16 protein-coding genes are annotated in these 18,837 nt (G+C 69.3%); 3 read left to right on the forward strand and 13 right to left on the reverse strand.

Features of this window, described 5'->3' with window-relative positions:
* Positions 1 to 12 precede the first annotated feature (12 nt).
* Together AOM45_RS22265 and AOM45_RS22270 are read right to left on the reverse strand one after the other, a co-directional pair.
* Positions 13 to 654 (reverse strand): TetR/AcrR family transcriptional regulator, encoded by a 642-nt coding sequence (locus AOM45_RS22265; protein ID WP_030465338.1) that lies wholly within the window; start codon positions 652 to 654, stop codon positions 13 to 15.
* A gap of 69 nt (positions 655 to 723) precedes the next feature.
* Entirely contained in the window at positions 724 to 1,494 is a 771-nt protein-coding gene (locus tag AOM45_RS22270; protein ID WP_030465339.1) for an SDR family NAD(P)-dependent oxidoreductase, read from the reverse strand.
* Between the two features lie 178 nt (positions 1,495 to 1,672).
* Between AOM45_RS22270 and AOM45_RS22275 the strand changes: the two genes are divergently transcribed.
* Entirely contained in the window at positions 1,673 to 3,157 is a 1,485-nt protein-coding gene (locus AOM45_RS22275; RefSeq protein WP_081901830.1) for an APC family permease, read from the forward strand.
* The gene (locus AOM45_RS22280) at positions 3,154 to 4,611 is read left to right on the forward strand and encodes an amidase (RefSeq protein ID WP_051782775.1); all 1,458 of its coding nucleotides are present in this window, start codon (positions 3,154 to 3,156) and stop codon (positions 4,609 to 4,611) included. The genes AOM45_RS22275 and AOM45_RS22280 overlap by 4 nt, the downstream gene beginning before the upstream one ends.
* On the opposite strand, the gene AOM45_RS22285 is transcribed toward AOM45_RS22280, so the two are convergent.
* The 8 genes from AOM45_RS22285 to AOM45_RS22320 form a co-directional block, all read right to left on the reverse strand.
* Positions 4,608 to 5,714 (reverse strand): sensor histidine kinase, encoded by a 1,107-nt coding sequence (locus AOM45_RS22285; protein ID WP_030465342.1) that lies wholly within the window; start codon positions 5,712 to 5,714, stop codon positions 4,608 to 4,610. The genes AOM45_RS22280 and AOM45_RS22285 overlap by 4 nt on opposite strands.
* Entirely contained in the window at positions 5,711 to 6,370 is a 660-nt protein-coding gene (locus AOM45_RS22290; protein ID WP_030465343.1) for a response regulator, read from the reverse strand. The genes AOM45_RS22285 and AOM45_RS22290 overlap by 4 nt, the downstream gene beginning before the upstream one ends.
* A gap of 126 nt (positions 6,371 to 6,496) precedes the next feature.
* Positions 6,497 to 7,717 (reverse strand): heparan-alpha-glucosaminide N-acetyltransferase domain-containing protein, encoded by a 1,221-nt coding sequence (locus tag AOM45_RS22295; RefSeq protein ID WP_035909001.1) that lies wholly within the window; start codon positions 7,715 to 7,717, stop codon positions 6,497 to 6,499.
* Positions 7,718 to 8,181: 464 nt separating this feature from the next.
* On the reverse strand, positions 8,182 to 10,629 hold the full coding sequence (locus tag AOM45_RS22300) for a phosphatidylglycerol lysyltransferase domain-containing protein (protein ID WP_051782776.1): 2,448 nt from the start codon (positions 10,627 to 10,629) through the stop codon (positions 8,182 to 8,184).
* A gap of 28 nt (positions 10,630 to 10,657) precedes the next feature.
* A complete protein-coding gene (locus AOM45_RS22305; RefSeq protein ID WP_030465346.1) occupies positions 10,658 to 11,956 on the reverse strand; it encodes an alpha/beta hydrolase in 1,299 nt (432 codons plus the stop codon).
* A 158-nt stretch (positions 11,957 to 12,114) separates the two neighbouring features.
* Positions 12,115 to 13,212: a sporulation protein gene (locus AOM45_RS22310; protein ID WP_030465347.1), complete on the reverse strand. Its 1,098-nt coding sequence runs from the start codon at positions 13,210 to 13,212 to the stop codon at positions 12,115 to 12,117.
* 180 nt (positions 13,213 to 13,392) lie between these two features.
* Positions 13,393 to 13,662 (reverse strand): GlsB/YeaQ/YmgE family stress response membrane protein, encoded by a 270-nt coding sequence (locus AOM45_RS22315; protein WP_030465348.1) that lies wholly within the window; start codon positions 13,660 to 13,662, stop codon positions 13,393 to 13,395.
* Between the two features lie 47 nt (positions 13,663 to 13,709).
* The gene (locus AOM45_RS22320) at positions 13,710 to 14,561 is read right to left on the reverse strand and encodes a DUF998 domain-containing protein (RefSeq protein WP_051782777.1); all 852 of its coding nucleotides are present in this window, start codon (positions 14,559 to 14,561) and stop codon (positions 13,710 to 13,712) included.
* 564 nt (positions 14,562 to 15,125) lie between these two features.
* Here AOM45_RS22320 and AOM45_RS22325 point away from each other — a divergent pair.
* Positions 15,126 to 15,719 carry a hypothetical protein gene (locus tag AOM45_RS22325; RefSeq protein WP_030465350.1) on the forward strand — a complete coding sequence of 198 codons (594 nt, stop codon included), beginning with the start codon at positions 15,126 to 15,128 and terminating at the stop codon, positions 15,717 to 15,719.
* 39 nt (positions 15,720 to 15,758) lie between these two features.
* Here AOM45_RS22325 and AOM45_RS22330 read toward each other — a convergent pair whose 3' ends face one another.
* The 3 genes from AOM45_RS22330 to AOM45_RS22340 are packed head-to-tail and all read right to left on the reverse strand — an operon-like array spanning position 15,759 to position 18,827.
* The gene (locus tag AOM45_RS22330; protein WP_030465351.1) at positions 15,759 to 17,372 is read right to left on the reverse strand and encodes a bifunctional 3-(3-hydroxy-phenyl)propionate/3-hydroxycinnamic acid hydroxylase; all 1,614 of its coding nucleotides are present in this window, start codon (positions 17,370 to 17,372) and stop codon (positions 15,759 to 15,761) included.
* Entirely contained in the window at positions 17,369 to 18,220 is an 852-nt protein-coding gene (locus AOM45_RS22335; protein ID WP_030465352.1) for an alpha/beta fold hydrolase, read from the reverse strand. The genes AOM45_RS22330 and AOM45_RS22335 overlap by 4 nt, the downstream gene beginning before the upstream one ends.
* A 4-nt stretch (positions 18,221 to 18,224) precedes the next feature.
* Positions 18,225 to 18,827: an amino acid synthesis family protein gene (locus tag AOM45_RS22340; RefSeq protein WP_030465353.1), complete on the reverse strand. Its 603-nt coding sequence runs from the start codon at positions 18,825 to 18,827 to the stop codon at positions 18,225 to 18,227.
* Positions 18,828 to 18,837 lie beyond the last annotated feature (10 nt).

The raw sequence follows: 18,837 nt of genomic DNA on the forward strand, positions 1-18,837 counted from the left end.
AATCCGAGTCGGCTAGTCCTCGTTCTGGGACCAGAGTTGCCCCAAGCCTTGGAAAAGTCTTTCCATCACCGCGCGAATGGCGCGTTCGTCCGCGGGCCCCAGCGGAGCGATCAGGTTGTCCACCTCGAGGCCCGAGATCACGGAGAGGATCAGTTTCGCGTCGGTTTTCGGGATCGACGAGGAAAACGCGGTGAGTCTTTCCTCCAGGTGCGCTGCCAGCGTCTGCAACCACGCGGTCGACGCTCGCTGCAGATTCTCACGCCGCACCGACGCGTTCAGGAACTGGTACTCGGTGATCAGTTGTTCGCGGTATTCGGTCAGGCCCTCGATGACGAAGTCGGCCAGCCCGCGAGCAGCGTCGGCCCGCGTGAGCGTGCCCAGGCGTGCGATCGCGGTGACGATGCGCGTGGTCTCGCGTTGCGTGTGTCGCTGGAAGCCTGCTTCGATCAGCTCTTCCTTGTTGCTGAAGTAGTAGGTCACGGTTCCCAGCGGTACCGCCGCCTCGACCGCCACCGCTCTCATCGACACGGCCAGGATGCCGTCTCTGCCGATGATGCGAAGCGCCGCGTCGATGATCTCGGTCTTGCGCTTGGCTCCCTTGCGGCTCGGAGGCATGCCCTTGACGTCATCGGGGAGATCTTCGGTACCCGTCATGCTGGTGCACTTTCCCTTACGGTGATCTTGGGCGCAAACAGCCGGGCTGTTCGGAATTCCGCGGATCTGTCAGCGCGCGCCTCGTTCCTCCGCGATCGAGTTGGCGCCGTCGACCACGATCATCTGGCCCGTCAGATAGGACGCGGAGGGCGAGGCGAGGAACCGGACGACCGCGGCGACCTCCTCCGGTGTGCCAGGGCGACCCATCGGCGTCGCCTTGCCCATGGACACCTCGTGGGCCGTCGAAGCGGCTGTCGCGATCCAGCCGGGGGCGACCGCGTTGCAGGTGATGCCCCGGGATGCGACGTCGATGGCGGTGGATCTGGTCAGTCCGATGACGGCGGCCTTCGCCGAGTGGTACGCGGCGTCGTTCGCATAGGCCATCAGAGGTCCTGACACCGACGCCGTGTTGACGATCCGCCCGACGCCGTCCGTGAGGAGGGGAACCGCGGCCCGCGTGACGAAGAAGGTCGTGTCCAGATTCCGCGAGATGGCCGCGCGCCAGTCGTCGTCCGTGGTGGACACGACCGGCGCTGCTTGCTCGGCGCCGGAGACCGCCGTCATGCCGGCGTTGTTCACCAGGACGTCGATCCTCCCGAAAGTCCGGACGGTGAGGGCGATCAGGGCGCCGGCGGTCGCGGAGACGGTCAGGTCGCCGACGAAGCCCACGACGCCCGCCCGTTCGCCGCCCAGTTGCCGAACGCGCTCGTGGATGCGATCTGTGGTCGATGCGATCACCACCGCGTGGTCCTCGGCCAGCAGACGGGCGCAGGCGAAGCCGATCCCGTCCTCGCTGCCCGCGCCGGTGACGACGGCCACCGGTCGGCTGTCTGGCCTCATGCGCACCTGCCTCTCCCGCATTCCCGTACGTTCGTACGAATCGTGCACGAGATCATGGCACTTCCACAAGGTGTACAGGGCACCTGCGGTCCGCCGATTTTCGTACAAACCTCTTGACTGTGATGCAGTGCACAGCCATCCTCGACGAACTACATCCGGTTACCGCATCGAGGTCGCCATGTCTGCACACCTCTCCACCTCGTCGAGTTCGGATCCATCACCGTCGCCGTCGGGCTCGGCCACCCTGCGGGCGAACGCGATCGGTACCGTCGGCGTGACGGCGACCGTCGTCTCCGCGGCCGCGCCGCTGACGGTCATGGCCGGCGTCGCCCCCATCGCGCTGGCCATCGGGGGAGTCGGCGTGCCGGGCGCGTACCTGCTGGCCGGCGTGGTCCTGATCGTCTTCGCGATCGGGTTCACCGCGATGGCGGCACAGATCAGGCGGACGGGCGGCTTCTTCGTCTACATCGGACACGCGTTCGGCGGAACCGCGGGGTTCGCCGCCGCCGTGCTCGCGATCGTGTCCTACAACCTGCTCCAGATCGGGACCTACGGTCTTCTGGGCACCCAGGCCAGTGCGGCGCTCGACAACATCTTCGGCGTGAGTGTTCCGTGGTGGGCGATCGCGGTGATCGCGGTCGTGGCCGTGTTCGTGCTGGGAGCACTCGGGATCGACGTCGGCACGAAGGTGCTCGTCGTGCTGATCAGCCTGGAAACCGCGATCCTGGCGGTCATGGCGATCGCCGTCGTCGTCAGGGGCGGCGCTCAGGGCCTCGGTGTCGCGTCGTTCGATCCGGGCAACGTCTTCCAGGGCGGCGTGCTGGCGGTCCTCGGGATCTGCTTCGCGGCGTTCATGGGTTTCGAGTCGACGGCGTTGTACCGCGCGGAGGCACGTGACCCCGCGCGCACGATCCCGCGGGCGACGTACATCGCGGTCGCGTTCATGGCTCTCTTCTACTGCTTCATCTCCTGGACCGTGGTGCAGGCACTCGGGCAGGCCGACGTCCAGGCCGCCGCGGGGAAGGCGGGCTCCGCGCTGTTCTTCGTGACCATTCGCGAGTACGTCGGCCCGTGGGCCGAGCACGCGATGTACGTCCTCATCGTCACCAGCGTCTACGCGGCCCAGCTCGCGTTCCACAACGCCATCAACCGTTACGTCTTCGGCATGGCGGAAAGTGGTGCGCTGCCAACGGTGTTCGCGCGCACGAACCGGGCGGGGAGCCCGGCGTTCGCGGGCGCGGTGCAGAGCGTGCTCGCCCTGACGGTCGTGATCGCCTTCGCGCTGGCGGGCCTCGATCCGTTCAAGGACCTGCTGATCAAGGTGAACACGCCGGGCGTCATCGGCATCATCGTGTTGCAGGGGCTGGCGGCCGCGGCCGCGGTGGCGTTCTTCCTGCGTCGCCGGGCGATCGCGCGACGCACCTTCTTCATCGCCAGCTCGGTGATCGCCGCCGTCCTGATGTCCTGGGTCGTCTACGTCGTGGTCCGGCACCTCGACGTGCTCACCGGCGCACCGAAGGAGATCAACGACGCCCTCGTGGCGGTGGTTCCCGCGGTGCTCGTCCTCGGTCTGGTCGGAGGTCTCGTGCTGCGGAGAGTCCGGCCGAGGACGATCGCACTGCTCGCGCGTGACAACGAAGACGCACAAGGAGATGACCAGTGACGAGTCGCACCCGGGACGAGATGCCGAGCGACCTCTGGCGGTGGTCGGCGACATCGCTTCGCGATGCGATGCGGCGCGGCGACGTCAGCGCGACCGAAGTGGCGACAGCGCACCTGGAACGCTGCGACGACGTGAACGGCCGGATCAACGCGCTGATCAGCGTGTCGGCGGAGGAAGCGCTGGCCACGGCACGCGAACTCGACGCCCGCCCGCAGGCGGACCGCACCGCACTTCTGCACGGTGTTCCCGTCTCCATCAAGGACAACACCGACCAGGCCGGTCACGCCACCACGTGCGGAATCGTCGAAGGCGCCGGAAACGTGGCCGAGGAGGACGCGTCCCCGGTGGCGGCTCTGCGTTCGAGCGGAGCGGTGTTCGTCGGGCGCAGCAACCTGCCCGCCTGGGGCCTGCGCTGGTTCTCGGAGAACGAACTGTTCGGGCGGACGCTGAACCCGTGGACCGCGGACCACACGCCGGGAGGCTCGAGTGGAGGCGCCGCCGCGGCGGTCGCGGCCGGGATCGTTCCGATCGCTCACGCGAACGACATCGGTGGTTCGATCCGCTACCCCGCGGCGGTCTGCGGTGTCACCGGAATCCGCCCCACCGCGGGACGTGTCCCGAAGTGGTCCGCGCCGTCGCTCGTGAGCCACGCCCCGTCCATCGCGGAGACCGTCATGGCGGTGGAAGGCCCAATCGCAAGGCACGTCGAGGACTTGAGGATCGCTCTGCGAGCGATGTCCGTGCACGACCCGCGCGACCCGGCATCGTTGCCGATCGGCTACCAGGACGAACCGGCTCTGCCGCCGGGGACCAAGGTCGGAGTGGTCCGCGAGATACCCGGTGTCGAGACCTGCCAGGAGAACCTGCGCGCGGTGGACGACGCGGCACGGTGGCTGGAGGAGGCGGGCTACCGGACGGTCGAGGTGAACATCCCGGAGATCCTCGAGGCGCATCGGCTCTGGCTTCTTCTCCTCTTCGAAGAACTCCGCCTCGGTGCGGCCGAGATGGTGGCGCTCGGCGGCGCGGACCTCCGCCAGGCCATGGAGTACAACTTCGCCGTCGAGGACGCCGCCTGGGGACCCAACGCGACCTTGGAGACCTTCCTGCGCGGCCACACCCGGCGCAACGAGATCCTGTCGGTGATGGAAACCCGTTTCACCGACGTCTCCCTGCTCCTGACACCGTTCTCGGCGGCCCGTGCGCCGGAACACGGCGCGGACTTCGCTTCGCTCGAACGAGCGAGTCAGCTCCTCTGGGCACAATGGCCCATGACCTTCGTGCCCTGCCTGGGTCTGCCCGCGGCGACCGTTCCGACCGGAGTCGCCGGGGGACTGCCGGGCTCGGTTCAGATCATCGGCGGTCGTTTCCGGGAGAGCTGGATTCTGGACGCCGCGCAAGCGATCGAGGACCGTGCCGGCGTCATCACCCCCGTCGACCCGGTGCACGTGCGTTAGACGTGCGCGGTGCCGACTGCCGTGAGCGGCAGCCGCAGCCGCAGCTGGAAGCCACCGTCGGGCATCGGTCCGGTGTGGAGCTTCCCGCCCAGCAGGGTGGCGCGCTCCTGCAGTCCGACGAGCCCGTGCCGTGCACTGGGCAGGGCGAGGTTCGGCCTGGTGGGCCGGGTGTTGGTGACGGTGACGGTGAGATCGGTGTCGTCGTGGCTGATCTCGATGGTGGCGCTGGCGCCGGGGGCGTGCTTGCGCACGTTGGTGAGCGCTTCCTGGATCGTGCGGTAGATGGCCCGCTGCACGGGTGGTTCGAGACCGTCGGGTGCGGTGCCGACCATCCGTGCGTCGATCGCGCTGTTGCCGATGAGGCGTTCGAGATCGGTCAGCGTGGGCTGCGGGGTGAGCTCGGTCGCCGGTGTCCCGGAGGCGCGCAGCAGGTTGACCATGTGACGCAGCTCGTCGAGCGTGTTCACCGACAGCTGGCGCACGTTCCCGGCTGCCTGCTTGGCGTTCGGGTCCTGGGTGCTGACCATGAGCGCGGTCGCCTGCACCGCGATCAGGCTCACCTGGTGGGAGACGACGTCGTGCATCTCGCGGGCGAGCTGGTTGCGTTCGCGGGCCAGGATCGCCTCGGCGTCGAGCCGCCGTTCGTGTTCCCTCGCTTCCTTGACCTCCTCCAGCCGCAGGGCCAGCTCGCGCCGGGACAGCAGGAACTGTCCGAGGAGGATCGGTGCGATCGCGGTCATCGCGGCGTAGATGACGCCGAGCAGCGTGTGAAAATACCAGATCGACGGGGCGAACTCCGACATCGGGAAGACGAAACCGGCCGTCGCGAGAAGCCCGCACCCCGCGAGCAGCCACGAGTCACGACAGCGGCTCGAGACCACGTAGAGGGCGACGATCGCCGGAACGATCGTGCCGGGGAACAGCACCGCCGGCAAGGTCGCCAGCAGGACGGCCAGCGGCCAGCGCTCGCGCACCAGGAGGGCGAGCACGGCGACCGCCATCGTGACGACCCCGTACGGGGTGCCCTCGGCGATCGTGGTCAGCACTCCCTCTGCCACGGCGACCGCCAGCACCCCTGCGTCGACGAACCGGCTGGAGCTCACCGCGACTCTCCGGTGTCGTCGAGCAGTCCGGCCCGCTGCGCGACGAGGGCCGCCTGCACCCTGCTGCCCACGCGCAGTTTGGTGAGGATGGCGCTGACGTGGTCCTTCACCGTGCCGACGCTGACGTGGATCCGGGCGCCGATGTCGGTGTTGGACAGTCCTTCGGCGATCAGCACGAGCACGGCCCGTTCGCGTTCGGTCAGCAGCTCGACCTGTTCGGTGGCCGCCGAGCCCGCGCCGGAACCGAGGTAGCCGTCGACGACGGTGCGGGTGACCTTGGGGGAGAGCACCACACCGCCGCTGACGAGCGTGCGCACCATCTGCGCGAGCTGCTCGGGCCCGGTGTCCTTGAGGATGAACCCGGCCGCACCCGACCGCAGTGCCATGGCGATGTACTCGTCCGAGTCGAACGTCGTCAGCATGGCCACGACGGGCGGCGGCTTGAGACCCTGCAACTGACGCAGGATCGTCAGGCCGTCCACGTCCGGCATCCGGATGTCCAGCAGCACGAGGTCGGGCTTGAGCAGACTGATCTCGCGCACCGCCTGCGCTCCGGTGGGTGTCGCCACGACCTCGATGTCTCCAGCCGACTGGAGGATGAGGCGGAAACCGGTCCGCACGAGCTCCTCGTCGTCCACGACGACCACCCGGATCATGTAACGCTCCTTTGTGGATCCTGCACGCGTGCAGTCTCGCCGAGACCGGTGCGGCAGCGCCATCCGGGTACTGGCGGGTGAAGCCCGGCCGACCGGAAGGTTGTGACCAGCCGGTCGGCCGGGGTTTCAGCGGATGAACTTCGCCGGCTTGGTGGCGAGGTTGAGCAGGTACTCCAGCGGTCCCCTGCGGAAGAAGCGGGACCAGATGAAGGCGAAGGCCATGGCGCCGAAGATGAACATGAGCACCGGCGTCCAGGACGCCTGGGCCTCGGACCCGGCCGTCACGCCGGTCATGGAGTCCCCGGGGGCTCCGGACGCTCCAGACATCTGCGACGACAGCAGGAAGTGGCCGACGTAGGCGGTCAGGGACATGGTGCCCACGGCGATGATCGGTGCGGCCAGGCGCTGCAACAGAGGCAGGCGGTCGATGGCCATCATCGCGAGCACGATCACGGTGATCGCGACGCCGATGCAGCCGATGACGTCGAACGGCATTCCGCTGTGCGGGCCCGAGGTCAGCAGCGACCAGCCCGATCCGGTGGTGTTGGGCGGCATGGAACCCATGTCACCCATGGCGCCGATGTCCTTCGGTCCCTTGCCCATGCCGGAGCCCGAGCCGGGGCCCCTGGCGCTCTGCATCTCCGCGGCCTCGCGGACGCCGTCGATCAGCTGGGCCAGCAGCCAGGAGGTGCCGTAGGCGAACACGGCGAGGGCGGGTCCGAACACGGCCAGCCGCTTGCGCACGGCGCTGGAGGTCACGTCGAGCCTGCCCAGCGCCATGCCGGCGATGATGAAGGCCATCCAGGGGATCGCGGGGTAGAAGCCGGTGAGCGTGAGGTCCAGCAGCCCCGCGCCGCCGAGCTGGGCGAGCGGGTCGTAGGCCTTCGCGGCAGCCCTGGCGGGTTCGGTGATCAGGACCTTGAGGCCGAAGGCCAGCAGCGGCCCGAAGACGGCGACCCCGGCCGCGATGATCGCCAGCGTCTTGGCGCTCAGTCGCACCAGTGGCAGGGCCAGCAGGAAGAAGAGCCCGTAGGAGGCGAGGATCACGACGTCGCCGTAGAGGTTGATCATCACGGTGCCCAGGACGAGCAGGACCGCGGCCCTGATCGCGATCCGGGCCTTCGCCTGCCGCCCGGCCACACCGGTCTTCGGCTCGAGGCGGCCCGCGATCAGCATCAGCGAGAAACCGGCGAGCGTGGCGAACAGGGCCGACGAGCGGCCCTCCGTCAGGTGGCGCACCCAGGCGCCGATGCCGCTCGCGTTGGTCGTCGAGGGGCCGAGGTGCACGACGTACATGCCGAACACGGCGAGCGCGCGGGCCAGGTCCACCCCGACCAGGCGCCCCATCGAGGGAGTGGACTCCGTCGACGGGGCTGGTTCGGCCGGCGTCCGGGTCGGCGATGTCTCCGGCGCAGCTGAGGTGTCCTGCGGTGGTGGCATCTGTGTCATAAAACAACTTTGGCGGTCCGGTGGGTGGCGGGACCATCCGTCAGGTCGGGGTCCTGACCCCGCCACCCGGCCGGACCTCACGGGCCGACCGGCTCGGTCCACTGTGGCCGGTCAGCTGTGGCCGGCCACGGTGGGACCGCCGGTCAGGAGTGGTGGGCCACTGTGGCCGGTCGGGTAGGGCTGTCCACAGTGGGACCGCCGGTCACGAGTGGTCGGTCACAGTGAGCCGGTCACGCAGGGTCGGCCACAGTGGGCCCCGGTCACGAGCGGTCTGCCACTGCGGCCGGTCACGCAGGGTCGGTCCCACTGTGGCCGGTCACCAGCGGTCGGTCACCAGCGGTCGGCCACCCTGGGACCCCCGGTCACGCGCGGTCGATCATCCTCGCGGCGAGGCGGAAACCCTGTCGCGGGGTGACGTGGGGCAGGTAGGCACGGCTGACCGCGTTCGCGATGCGGGGCAGCGCGGCCGCGTCCGGGTACGCCATGTACATCGGCCGGTAAGCCGGCTGGAACTTCGCCTTGAACGCGAACAGGGAGCGGAACCCGTAGACCGGTTCCATCACGTGTCCGGTGACGTCCAGCACCCGCTGCAGCAGTCGGGGACGTTCACCCCGGTCCAGCCGGGCGAGCGGTGCGCCGGACAGGCTCAGGAACCGGGCTCCCTCGTTCTTCAGCTCCAGTGCGGCCGAGGCGATCAGGAACTCCATCGTGCCCCGGAAACCGTTGGCACGGCGGCGCATGAAGTCGAGCGTGTAGCCGACGACCTCGCCGTCGGCGTACACGGGCAGCCAGCTCGTGATGCCGTGCACCGTGCGGTCGGCGTCGATCGCGAGCAGGCACCGCACGCCTTCGCCCGTGAGTTCCTCGAGTCCGCCGAGCGTGAAGCCCATCTCGGGCAAACCCTTGTCCGCCACCCATTCCGCGGAGATCGACCGGATCTGGTCGCTGATCGCGAACGGCGCGTCGGCGTACGTGCACCACTCGGCGGTGATGCCTTCCTTGCCGGCCTTGTTCAGCGCTGTGCGCACGTCCTGCCACTTCTTCCCGGTGAACGCCAGCGTGTCGAGGTCGATCACGGTGTCCTCGGCGACCTGCACCGCCGGCCAGCCGAGCGGGGCGACCTCGTCCCTGGTCTCGGCGCTGATGCTGTACAGGCACGGCGTCCAGCCGTTCTCCTGGCAGAACTCGGCGAATCCGCGCACGGCGTCGATCCGCCCAGGTCCGATCGGGTCGCCGACCGTCAGCGCGATCGTGGCCACCACCCGGTACGCGATCACCGTCTCGCCGTCAGGGGTGAACCAGTACTCGTTGCCACGCCACGTCGTCATGTACGACAACGAAGAACCACCGTGCCGCCGCACCAGGTCACGGGCGAGGGCCGCTTCTTCCTCCGACGACGACGGCCACGCGCGCCACGACGCCATCAGCAAACCCGCCAGCACGATCAGCCAGAACACCACGCCGGTGTACTCGAACAACAGCGTGCCGGCGAACCCGTGCGCCTGGAAGTGCAGCGGCACCAGTCCGAGGTAGCCCGGCGGCAGGAACCTCGTCGGCAGATCGGCGAGCAGCTGGAGAAAACCGGGCTGCGGTGTGAACTGGTCGCGCACCAGGTAGCCGCCGAACACGTACAGCGCGGACAGCAGGCCGACGCTGCCCAGCGTGAACCGCCAGAACTTCCGGATCGCGTGCCGGGGGAGCCGCACGCTGAAGTACTTGCGGGTCAACAGCAGCACGAGGGCGATGGCGAGCGGCGCGAGGATCGGCAGGCCGTAGGAGAAGCCGACTTCCAGCTCGCCGCTGTCCGGGAACCGGGCGGCTTCCGCGACGTACCACCCGGTGACCGCCGCGTACGCCGCGGTGACGCCCAGCGCCGACCACCAGGCGAACCGCCGCCCGCGCCGCAGCCCTTCCGCGAGCACCAGCAGCAGCAACGCCGGCAGCAACGACATCACCAGCGCCGGGAACCGTCCGTAGGACAGCTGGATCAGCGCCGCGCGGCACAGCTCGCCCGCCTCTGAGGCGCAGGCGATCTCCACGTCCTCCCGCGCCGGCTGGGCGACGGCCACCACGTCGGAGAACCACGACAGCGGTCCGTTCGGGAACGGCGACATCATCGCCACGACCGGTCCGAGCGCCGAGGCCGCCACCAGCAGCGCGACGAGAACCCGCTTCTCCGCCAGGGTTTCCGGCGTGCGGGCGACGTCCCGGCGCAGGAAGAGCAGGCCGATCAGCAGACCTGCCACGCCACCGGTCAGCCGCAGCAGGTCCTCCAGCCATCCCGAGTACAACACGAGTACGACCAGCGACAGGGCCGTCATGAGCCGGACGCGGCGCCGCCACAACACCGGCATCCGGAACGTCAGCGCCAGCACGAGTCCCACACCGCCGATCGACGGCCCGGCGGCGACCGAGACCGTGAGCGAGTTCAGCCAGGACCAGCCGAGATTGCTGCCGAGCAGCACCACCCCCTGGCCCAGGAAGACCCCGAGCACGTGGGAGGCGAGGAAGATGGCCGCTGTGCGCAGAGCGCCGAGCTCGCGTTCGGCCAGGGGGCCGAAGACCAGCAACAGCACAGTGGTCGCCACGTAGCCCGTGAGATCCATGGCCCACAGCGCGGAGGAGAGCGAAGTCCACAACGGACTGTCCGGGCCGAAGCCGATCCGCGCGAGCAGGTCGTCGTTCTGGCCGCCCAGCGCGCCGGTCAGGGCGCCGACGGTCCAGAACGCGATGAGGAAGACACACGTCAGGGGAGCGGTCCGGAACAGCCTGCCTGCCAGGCTCGTGATCCGGTCCAGTTGTGTGCTCATGGCTCTCGTTTCCCGTTGTTCACTGCGGTCATCTGCTCAGCCCTGTCCGCGCGGCGAGCCACGGCAGGGAGTCGTAGAGGCCGGGCCGCCACACGTTCCAGTCGTGCCCGCCCGGAAGTTCCTTCCACAGCACGTCCACACCGGCCCCGCGGCAGGCCTCGAACATCTCGGCGTCCGCCTGGCGGTAGAGCGCGTCGTCCCGTCCCGCGACGATCACGCCCGCCGTCCGCGGAAATCGTTCGCGCGCAAGGATGTCCATCGGGTTGACGCGGGTGAACGCGGCTTCGTCGCCGCCGAACGCGGCCTTGACCGTCTCGGCACGGGAGCCCAGCGTCGGCTCGCGCTGCCCGGTGAGGTTGATGAAGTTCCCGTACACGTCCGGCGCGCGCACCGCGAGCTGCACCGCACACGTGCCGCCCTGGGACAGACCGGCGATGGTCCAGGCTTCGCGGCGCTCGTCGACCGTCAGCCGCCGCTTGATCCACTCGGGCACCTCGCGGGCCAGGTACGTCTCCGACTGCCCCAGCTTCGAGTCCAGGCACAGCGGGTTCGCCATCTGTGCGCCGAGCTGATCGGCCACCACCACGATCGGTGCCAGCCCGTCGTGCTCGCGGGCGAACGCGTCCAGGCGCTCGGTGAGCCTGCCCGCGTCGAACCAGTCACGCGGCGAACCTGGCTGGCCCGGCAGCAGCACCACCACGGGCAACCGCGGGCGGGGCGTGGCGGCGTACGCGGGCGGCAGGTAGATCCACGCCGGACGCGCCTTGAACGCGGCGGGTATGGACGTCTCCGAGACCGTGCCCTTCTCCGGCAGGTCCGCGGGCTTCCGCCAGACGTCGGCGAGCTTGCCGCCCGCGGGCACCTCGAGCACGCTCGACGCCGGCTTGGCGGCCTCGTCGAGATCCACCCGGTTGTTCGTGAGCAGCTCGAGCACCGCGCGTGAGGTGGGGTAGAAGCCGAAGTGCGCGTTCGACACCGTGACCGCGCTCGCCATCACGACCAGCGCCGGCACCACGCTCAGCACCCGCCAGTACCACCGCCCGGCCCGCAGCCGCGCGACCGCCAGGCACACCGCGAGCAGTGCCGCGCCCAGCCACAGCGTCACGATCGCGGGAAGCGGCTCGGGCCACGGCTTCCACACGTGGTCGACGAGGAGCTTGAGCCCTGCCGTCGTCGCCGCGCACGCCAGCACGAGGGCAGGCACGGTCCGGGTCCACCACGTCCGGTTCTTCCGGATCGCCAGAGCGACCACCGCGAGAACTCCGGCGGTGGTCGCGGTGAGGGGGATCGGCCCGTTGATCAGCGAGAGGTCGAGTGGGCTCAGCATCCGTTCCTCGGCAGGTTCTCGGGTTCACTCCGGCGGTGAAAGTCCTCAGTGGACATTTATCTCACGGTTGGAAGTGGTCTGCTCAGTCAGCGAAAGGCGCGTGACAGGCGTCCGAGGGGAGGGGACGCCTGTCACGCAGGTCTCGTCGTGCGGCCGGGTCATCCCTCGTCGTCGTCGCCGAAGAAGTCGTCGGCCATGCTGCTGATCGCCATGCCGCCGAGCACACCACCGGCGGCACCGGCCGCACCGGCGGCGAGCATGCCGCCCATGCCCGCCCCACGCCGTTGACCCTGCTGCTGGTCGTGGTCGTAGCCGCGGCCACCGTAACCGGGCTGACCGCCGTATCCGGGCTGACCGCCGTACCCGGGCTGACCACCGAAGGCCGGGTTGTGTCCGTTGTGGCCGCCGAACGCCGGGTTCTGGCCGGCACCGCCGAACGCGGGGTTCGGCCGGCTGCGCTCGGCGACCTGCGTCAGCCAGCCGGTGATGGCCGCGGCCCAGTCGGTGACCTGCGCCTCCTGGTGGGACAGCCGGAGGTGGCCGGCGGTGTCACCACCGGAAGAGAACCCGCCGCGGCCCCGGTCGGCCTCCAGGATCACGTGCAGTTCGTTCGCGTTGGCCACGAAGGTCAGCTCGACCTGGTTCACGCTGCCCGCGAACTGGGCCGGCGGGAAGAACTCGAGCTCCTGGTAGAAGCCGAACTCCTGCGGCACACCGGGCAGTCGCCCTGCCTCGACGTCGGCGCTGCGGAACGAGAACCCGAGCTGCCCGAACGCGTCCAGCACCTTGTTCTGCGAGGGCAGCGGAGCGACCAGCACCGGGTCCAGGTCGCCCTTGTCGGGCGCACCCGAGACGATCAGCTCGGTGCGCACACCCACGCTCAACCCCGGCAGGGCCGCACCGCCGACCGCGGTGATCGGCGTCTCCCACGGCACGGACAGCTGGAACGGGATCGACACCAGCTGACCCGCCGGTACCCGCAGCCCCTGCTGCACGACCATCCGGAAGAACTCCGCGTCGCTGCCGCCGTGCTGGTCATCGCCGCCGAGACTGCCGAAACCGCTGAAACCGCCGCGCCCGGCCTCGACCTGGGTGACGAGGGACAGCACGACCTGGCCGATCTCGGCGTCCGAGCTGCCGCCCTGGACGCGGACCTGTCCGGTGATCGGCTGACCGGGCACGGCGTGCGGTGAGTCCAGCACGGTGTCGACGGACGGGCCACCGATGCCGAAGGCGCTCAGCATTCGACTGAACATGAGAAGTACTCCTCTTTGGACGGATGAATCAAGTCTGTTGTGGGCGAACCGCGGGCAGTTCGCTTCGGGAGCTCACCGAGTGCCGCTTCCCAGTGTTGTCATCTCTTGGCGTCGGTCCCAGCTGCCGGGCGACCGGAACAACCCGCCACCCGGCTGGACTCACCCCCGCCGATCGGCCGGCTAGGGGTGCCTGCGGCCGTACAGTCCGGCGGCCAGGCTGACTCCGCCGGCGGCGAGAGCGATCTGGATGATCAGCTCGATCCAGTCGATGCCGCGGGTGTCGCCCACGCCGAGTGCGTTGGCGGCGAACGTGCCGATCAGTGCGGCGACGATGCCGATGAGGACGGTCAGCCAGATCGGGATGCGCTGCTTGCCGGGCACGACCAGTCTGCCCAGGGCACCGATGATCAAACCGACGAAGAGTGCGCTGAAGATACCGGAAATCGCCATGTTTCTCCTTGGACGTCAGGTTGGCCAGATGGCCGTGGTCGAATGCGTCAGCAGCTCAACACTTCCGCGCAGACCGGAATTCTTTGCGACATCCGAGGAACTTCGTGCGCAGCGGCGGACATCATCACCTGAGAAGACAAATCTCGTTTCGCTGCAACGTCTTCCCTGAGTGCCATGACACAAGTCTTGCGGACGCCGGCCGGCTTTCGCAGCTGCCGGGCGTCTGGAACGACCCCGCTACCCGGCTGGAGCCCACCCGCCGGTCGGCCGGGTTCCACAAAGGACCCCCACGCGGAGGAGCACGCCCGCGCCCCGAGCAGAAGTCCCGCCGCGACGGTCAGCAGCTGGGCACGTTGCACCAGCCCGGCGCCCGGCTGGTTCACCAGGACCGCGGACAGCACACCCGTCGTGGCCAGCAGCGTGACCACCACCCTGGCGTGCCACCAGCGGGTGCTTCGCGCGAGACCGACGGCGGCCGCGAGGGCGCTGCCGAACGTCAGCACGCTGGTGACCTGGTGCAGCCGGTGTCCGAGCGACACCGATCCGGTGGCCTCGCGGTAGCGGCACAGCGCGTCGACGCTGGCCGCGCAGTCCAGCGACAGCACCGTGTCGGCGAGGGTCGCGGCCGCGAAGACGAGCACGGAGGCGACGACCAGACGCCCGCGCATCCAGCGGGCGGCGAGCAGCAGACAGCAGGCGGCCAGGGCGTCCGTGACGCGGAAGACCCACCGGTACGGCTGGTCGTCGGCGAGCAGCTCGCTCACGTAACTGTCCACGACGGACAGACCTGTCGGCAGCGCCAGTTCCAGGAGCCAGAACGAGTACAGGAGCGCGGCCACGACCAGCCACACGGCCGGCTGGTCGAGCCGGCGGGGGAGGCGGCGGGAAGGTCTCGTCATGCTGTCCTCACCTCTCCGTCGTGCCGTGTCTCGTGATCAAAGCTGTGGGCTCGAAACCGCACCTCGTGGCGGATGGACCTCGGGACTGGCGGTCACCGGCTGGGGCGCGGTGCTCACAGCGGGAGAGCCCGAGGTCCGCGGGCAGGGAGGTGGTGCCGCTTTGGGGTGGGGTGGGTACCGAACCAGGTGGCGCGGCTCAGTACCCACCCTGTGCCACCGGAGCGGATCAGGATTCCGGTCCCGTGGCGGCGATCACCATTCCGTCCGGCATGCTCGAAATGGCACCCGTCCCGCTCGGCGGGGCCGCAGCCCGCCTTCGCGGCAGCGCACGTCGTTCGCCGTCCGAGGTCGCCACGACCACTACATCGCGACGGCGGTCGAAACGCCCTCCGTCTACTGGCTGGAACTGCCCGCCACCTGGCGGTGATCAGGGGGCCGTCCGGCGACTGGACACCGGCGCGGGGGCAGGATCGGCTGGACAGGGGTGGTGCCGTCCGGCGTGTCGCCGGTCATCATCCGGTGTGAAACGCGGACACGAGCGAGCGGAGTTGCTAGCTTCGGCGGATGCGCAGAGCCTGGGGGTGGCTGCTCGCCGCGATGGTGATCAGCAGCTGCAGCACCGTGGAACCACGTCCCGAACCGATCGACTCGTGCCAGCTCCTGTCGAGGGAGGCACTCACCGAGCTCGCCAGCGGACTGCCTCCCAAAGGCCCGCCGACCGCGACGACGAAGGAGGATCCGGCGGCAATGGTGCGCACCAAGTGCATTCGCACGTACGGCGAGCGGCAGCCGTCCGGCGTCAGGAAGTACGACGAGTTCGCTCCGGAGGTGCTGGGTGATCCGGCGTTTCGCCAGGTGACGATCTCTTTGGAGCGCTTCGGTGACTACGAGCACGAAACCGGTGAGGCGCGGGCCGCGTGGTGGTTGAAGTCGTACGAGAGCAGCCACCCTGTCGGCGACGTCGAAGCCGATGGCGCCTTCTACAACCCCGGTCGGCTCGCTGCCGTCACCGGCGACATGGCGCTCATGGTGGAAGTGGAGGCTGACAACGTGAACGGCAGCGGCGTGACGAAGCTGAACGAAGTCACGGAGCGCATGATGAAGCACATCGCCCGAGACGCGATCCACACGCTGAAATGCCGTGAGCGGGGCTGCTGAGCACATCACCTGCCCCGGTGACCGTTCGACCACGGCATCTCAGCCCCGCCGGTCGGCTCCTGACACGATGAACTGCCCGGCGAGGTACGTGACCGCGGAGCCGAGCGCGTCCGCCGTGGTCATCGCGGCGACGTACCGGTCGGGCCGGACGATCACGACGTCGCGTCCACGGGCTTGAAACCACGGGCGCAGCTGGTTGTGCACGTCTTCGACCACGATGGTGTCCCGGTCGACACAAGGCTGCTGCCGCCACCGTTCGCCGGCTCGGGATTCGATGATTTTGACGACGCGCGGCCTGTAGGTCCTCACCGCGGCGAGCTCGGCGTCGTTGAGCTCGGCCAGCGGATCGCACTCGAATCCGATCACCGCGAACCACGGGCCGAGAACGTCGTCGAGGCGAACGTGCGCACCCTCAGTGGTCTCGACCGACGGTTGTACGAACATCCGGCCCACGCCGGAAAGCCGCTTGCCCGGATCCTCCGGCACCACGAAACCCTTCTGGTGGTGGGGAATCGGCTTGAACCGCATCTCGAGCACCCACCGTTTGACCGCGGGGGCGAGGGAAGCCGTGCGGAGGAACCAGTTGCGCGCGTGTGCCACGGATCGCCGGGTGGGGCTGAGGATCCTGCCGAGGGTGGTGGACAGGTCGATCATCGCCCGAGCGTGCGGCCGGCGTTCGCTGTCGTAGGTGTCGAAGAGTGAGTGATCGGCCTGGCCCTGCACGATGGCCGCGAGCTTCCAGCAGAGGTTGGTGACGTCGCGGATGCCGGTGTTCATGCCCTGCCCGGCCCACGGTGGCATGAGGTGTGCGGCGTCTCCGGCCAGCGCGACGCGGCCGTCGGCGAACCTGGCCGCGATGCGGGAGTGGTGCGTGTACACGCGGGCGCGGATCACGTCGACGACATTCGGGTCGGCGACGTGGTGGCGGAGGAGGTCGGCGACCCGGTGCGGAGCGAGCATCTCGTCGGCGTCCTCGCCGGGGAAGAGCATGAACTCCCAGCGGCGACGATCATCCGGGAGGTGGGCGCAGACGTACGGGCGGCGCGGGTCGCAGTGCAACGCGGTGTACGGGGCGTCCAGCGGGTCGTTGGCGCAGTCGATGACCACCCACTTGCGCGGATGGGTCGAGCCTTCCAGCGGGATGCCGAGCATGCCGCGCACGGGACTGCGGCCACCGTCGGCCGCGATCACGTAGTCGGCGCGCACCTCGTGGTCACCGGACAGCGAGAGCGTCACCCCGTCGGCGTCCTGCCGGAGCTGTCGCAGCTCGGTGCCGAGCATCAGCCGCACGTGGGGGAACCGGCGGAGGCCGTGCCGCAGGACGGCCTCCGCCTCGGGCTGAAGGAAGATGTTGCGCTTGTACCAGCCGAAGTCCTGGGCGGTGGGACGGATGTCGGCCAGGCAACGTCCGGTCGCGTCGAAGAACTTCAGCGGCACGTTCTGGATGGCGCTGCGCAGAATCTCGTCGGCGAGGCCCGCGGTTTGGAAGGTGCGCAGTGTTTCGTCGTCCACGCCGATCGCACGCGGGTACTCGACGATGCCGGGTTCCCGGTCGATGATCAACGTGGTGACGCCGTAGGCGCCGAGCAGGTTGGCCGCGGTCGCCCCGACCGGGCCGGCGCCCACGATCGCCACCTGGACGCGGTCGGTCACGCTTGGCCTCCTGGGAGAAAAGCGGTCACCAGGCGGATGAACGCGACTGGATCGTCGTCGTGCGCGTAGTGCCCCGCTCCCGGAATCTCCGTCCAGCGAAGCAGTGGTTGCCGCGTGGCCATCTGCCGGCACACCGAGGCCGGGAGGAAGTCCGACAGAGCACCGCGGATGACGAGGGTCGGGCAGCGCAGCGCGTCCACACAGGACCAGAGGTCGACCGGCCCGGCGGGATCGCCGCTGCGCCGGGCGGCCGCGATGCCCGCCATGTCGAGCTTCCACTCCCACCGCCCGCCGGCGCCGGGACGGACGGTGTGGTCGATCCGGGACGCGAGCGCGTCGTCGGTGATGCCTGGACGAATGCCCCGCCAGTAGGCACGCGCGGCGTCGAGCGAGTCGAAGCCGCTGGGAGTGTCTCGCATTTCGCGCAGGATCCGATCCGCGCCCGCGGTGTCGGTCGACGAACCCGGTCCGATGTCCTCGACGACGAGTGCGGTGACCTGGTCCGGGTGCTTCGCCGCGAAGGCGTAGCCGACCGTGCCGCCCATCGAGTGGCCGACGATGCTGAAACGCGTGATCCCCAGCAACGTCACCAGTTTCTCGACGTCGTCGACGTAGGCGTTGGTGAAGTAGTCGCGATCGGGGTCCCACGAGCTGTCGCCGCGACCGCGGAAGTCCGGGGCGATCACCGAGTGCGTGCTGCTCAACGCCCGCGCGACCGGTTCCCAGGTGTGGGCGTAGCTGCGCAGTCCGTGCAGCATGAGAACGGCTGGCTGCCGCTCGTCGCCCCACCGCAGGAAACGGCAGGTCAGCCCGTTGATGAGGACCTGGTGACTTTTCGGCTCGGTCATCGGGCTAGCGCAGCCCGTCCTCGCCGCGCACCTCGGCGGCGGCGAGGCCACCGAGGCGGGCGTGCAGCCTGCCGCGTGACGCGAACGCGAAGGCGATGACGACCTCGTCGGGGCGAGGAGCGTCGCCGAAGCCGATCGAGATCGTGTCGTAGTTCGAGCGCACGTACAGCGCGTCCTTGTGCGCCAGGGGAATGTCGATGACGGCGCCGGCGGCACCGACCTTGCCCGTCGACGGCACCCACGACTTCCCGCCGCCCACGGCCTCGCGCACCGGGTCGGCGAACTCCTGGGTGAGGAACGCGTTGCCGTGCTCGTACTCGCCGAGGGACCCGACGACGCAGGCCTTGCCGTAGCTCTGGATCGGCTCGCCGGCCGCGGCTTCGACGGCGCGGCGGCCCACTTCACGTCCCAGCTCGGCCGACTTCGCGATGATGTCGCTCAGGTCCTCGCTGAAGCGACCGGCGTACGGGTTGTGCACGGCCGCGGCCACGACGATGCGGCGCACCGCCGACCCGTCGGCGGTCTGGCCGGTCTCGTTGGCGAGCACGTCCTCGACGTGCGTGAACCACTTCCGGACGTGATAGGGCCCGAAGTTCGCTGCTGGCATGTGTTCGACC

This window comes from Lentzea aerocolonigenes, from assembly GCF_000974445.1.
GTDB lineage: Bacteria > Actinomycetota > Actinomycetes > Mycobacteriales > Pseudonocardiaceae > Lentzea > Lentzea aerocolonigenes.

Coding starts and splice junctions, on each gene's coding strand:
- AOM45_RS22265 (WP_030465338.1), bottom strand. CDS start 654: ATGACGGGTACCGAAGATCTCCCCGATGACGTCAAGGGCATGCCTCCG.
- AOM45_RS22270 (WP_030465339.1), bottom strand. CDS start 1,494: ATGAGGCCAGACAGCCGACCGGTGGCCGTCGTCACCGGCGCGGGCAGC.
- AOM45_RS22275 (WP_081901830.1), top strand. CDS start 1,673: ATGTCTGCACACCTCTCCACCTCGTCGAGTTCGGATCCATCACCGTCG.
- AOM45_RS22290 (WP_030465343.1), bottom strand. CDS start 6,370: ATGATCCGGGTGGTCGTCGTGGACGACGAGGAGCTCGTGCGGACCGGT.
- AOM45_RS22295 (WP_035909001.1), bottom strand. CDS start 7,717: ATGGGGCGCCTGGTCGGGGTGGACCTGGCCCGCGCGCTCGCCGTGTTC.
- AOM45_RS22300 (WP_051782776.1), bottom strand. CDS start 10,629: ATGAGCACACAACTGGACCGGATCACGAGCCTGGCAGGCAGGCTGTTC.
- AOM45_RS22305 (WP_030465346.1), bottom strand. CDS start 11,956: ATGCTGAGCCCACTCGACCTCTCGCTGATCAACGGGCCGATCCCCCTC.
- AOM45_RS22310 (WP_030465347.1), bottom strand. CDS start 13,212: ATGTTCAGTCGAATGCTGAGCGCCTTCGGCATCGGTGGCCCGTCCGTC.
- AOM45_RS22315 (WP_030465348.1), bottom strand. CDS start 13,662: ATGGCGATTTCCGGTATCTTCAGCGCACTCTTCGTCGGTTTGATCATC.
- AOM45_RS22320 (WP_051782777.1), bottom strand. CDS start 14,561: ATGACGAGACCTTCCCGCCGCCTCCCCCGCCGGCTCGACCAGCCGGCC.
- AOM45_RS22325 (WP_030465350.1), top strand. CDS start 15,126: ATGCGCAGAGCCTGGGGGTGGCTGCTCGCCGCGATGGTGATCAGCAGC.
- AOM45_RS22335 (WP_030465352.1), bottom strand. CDS start 18,220: ATGACCGAGCCGAAAAGTCACCAGGTCCTCATCAACGGGCTGACCTGC.
- AOM45_RS22340 (WP_030465353.1), bottom strand. CDS start 18,827: ATGCCAGCAGCGAACTTCGGGCCCTATCACGTCCGGAAGTGGTTCACG.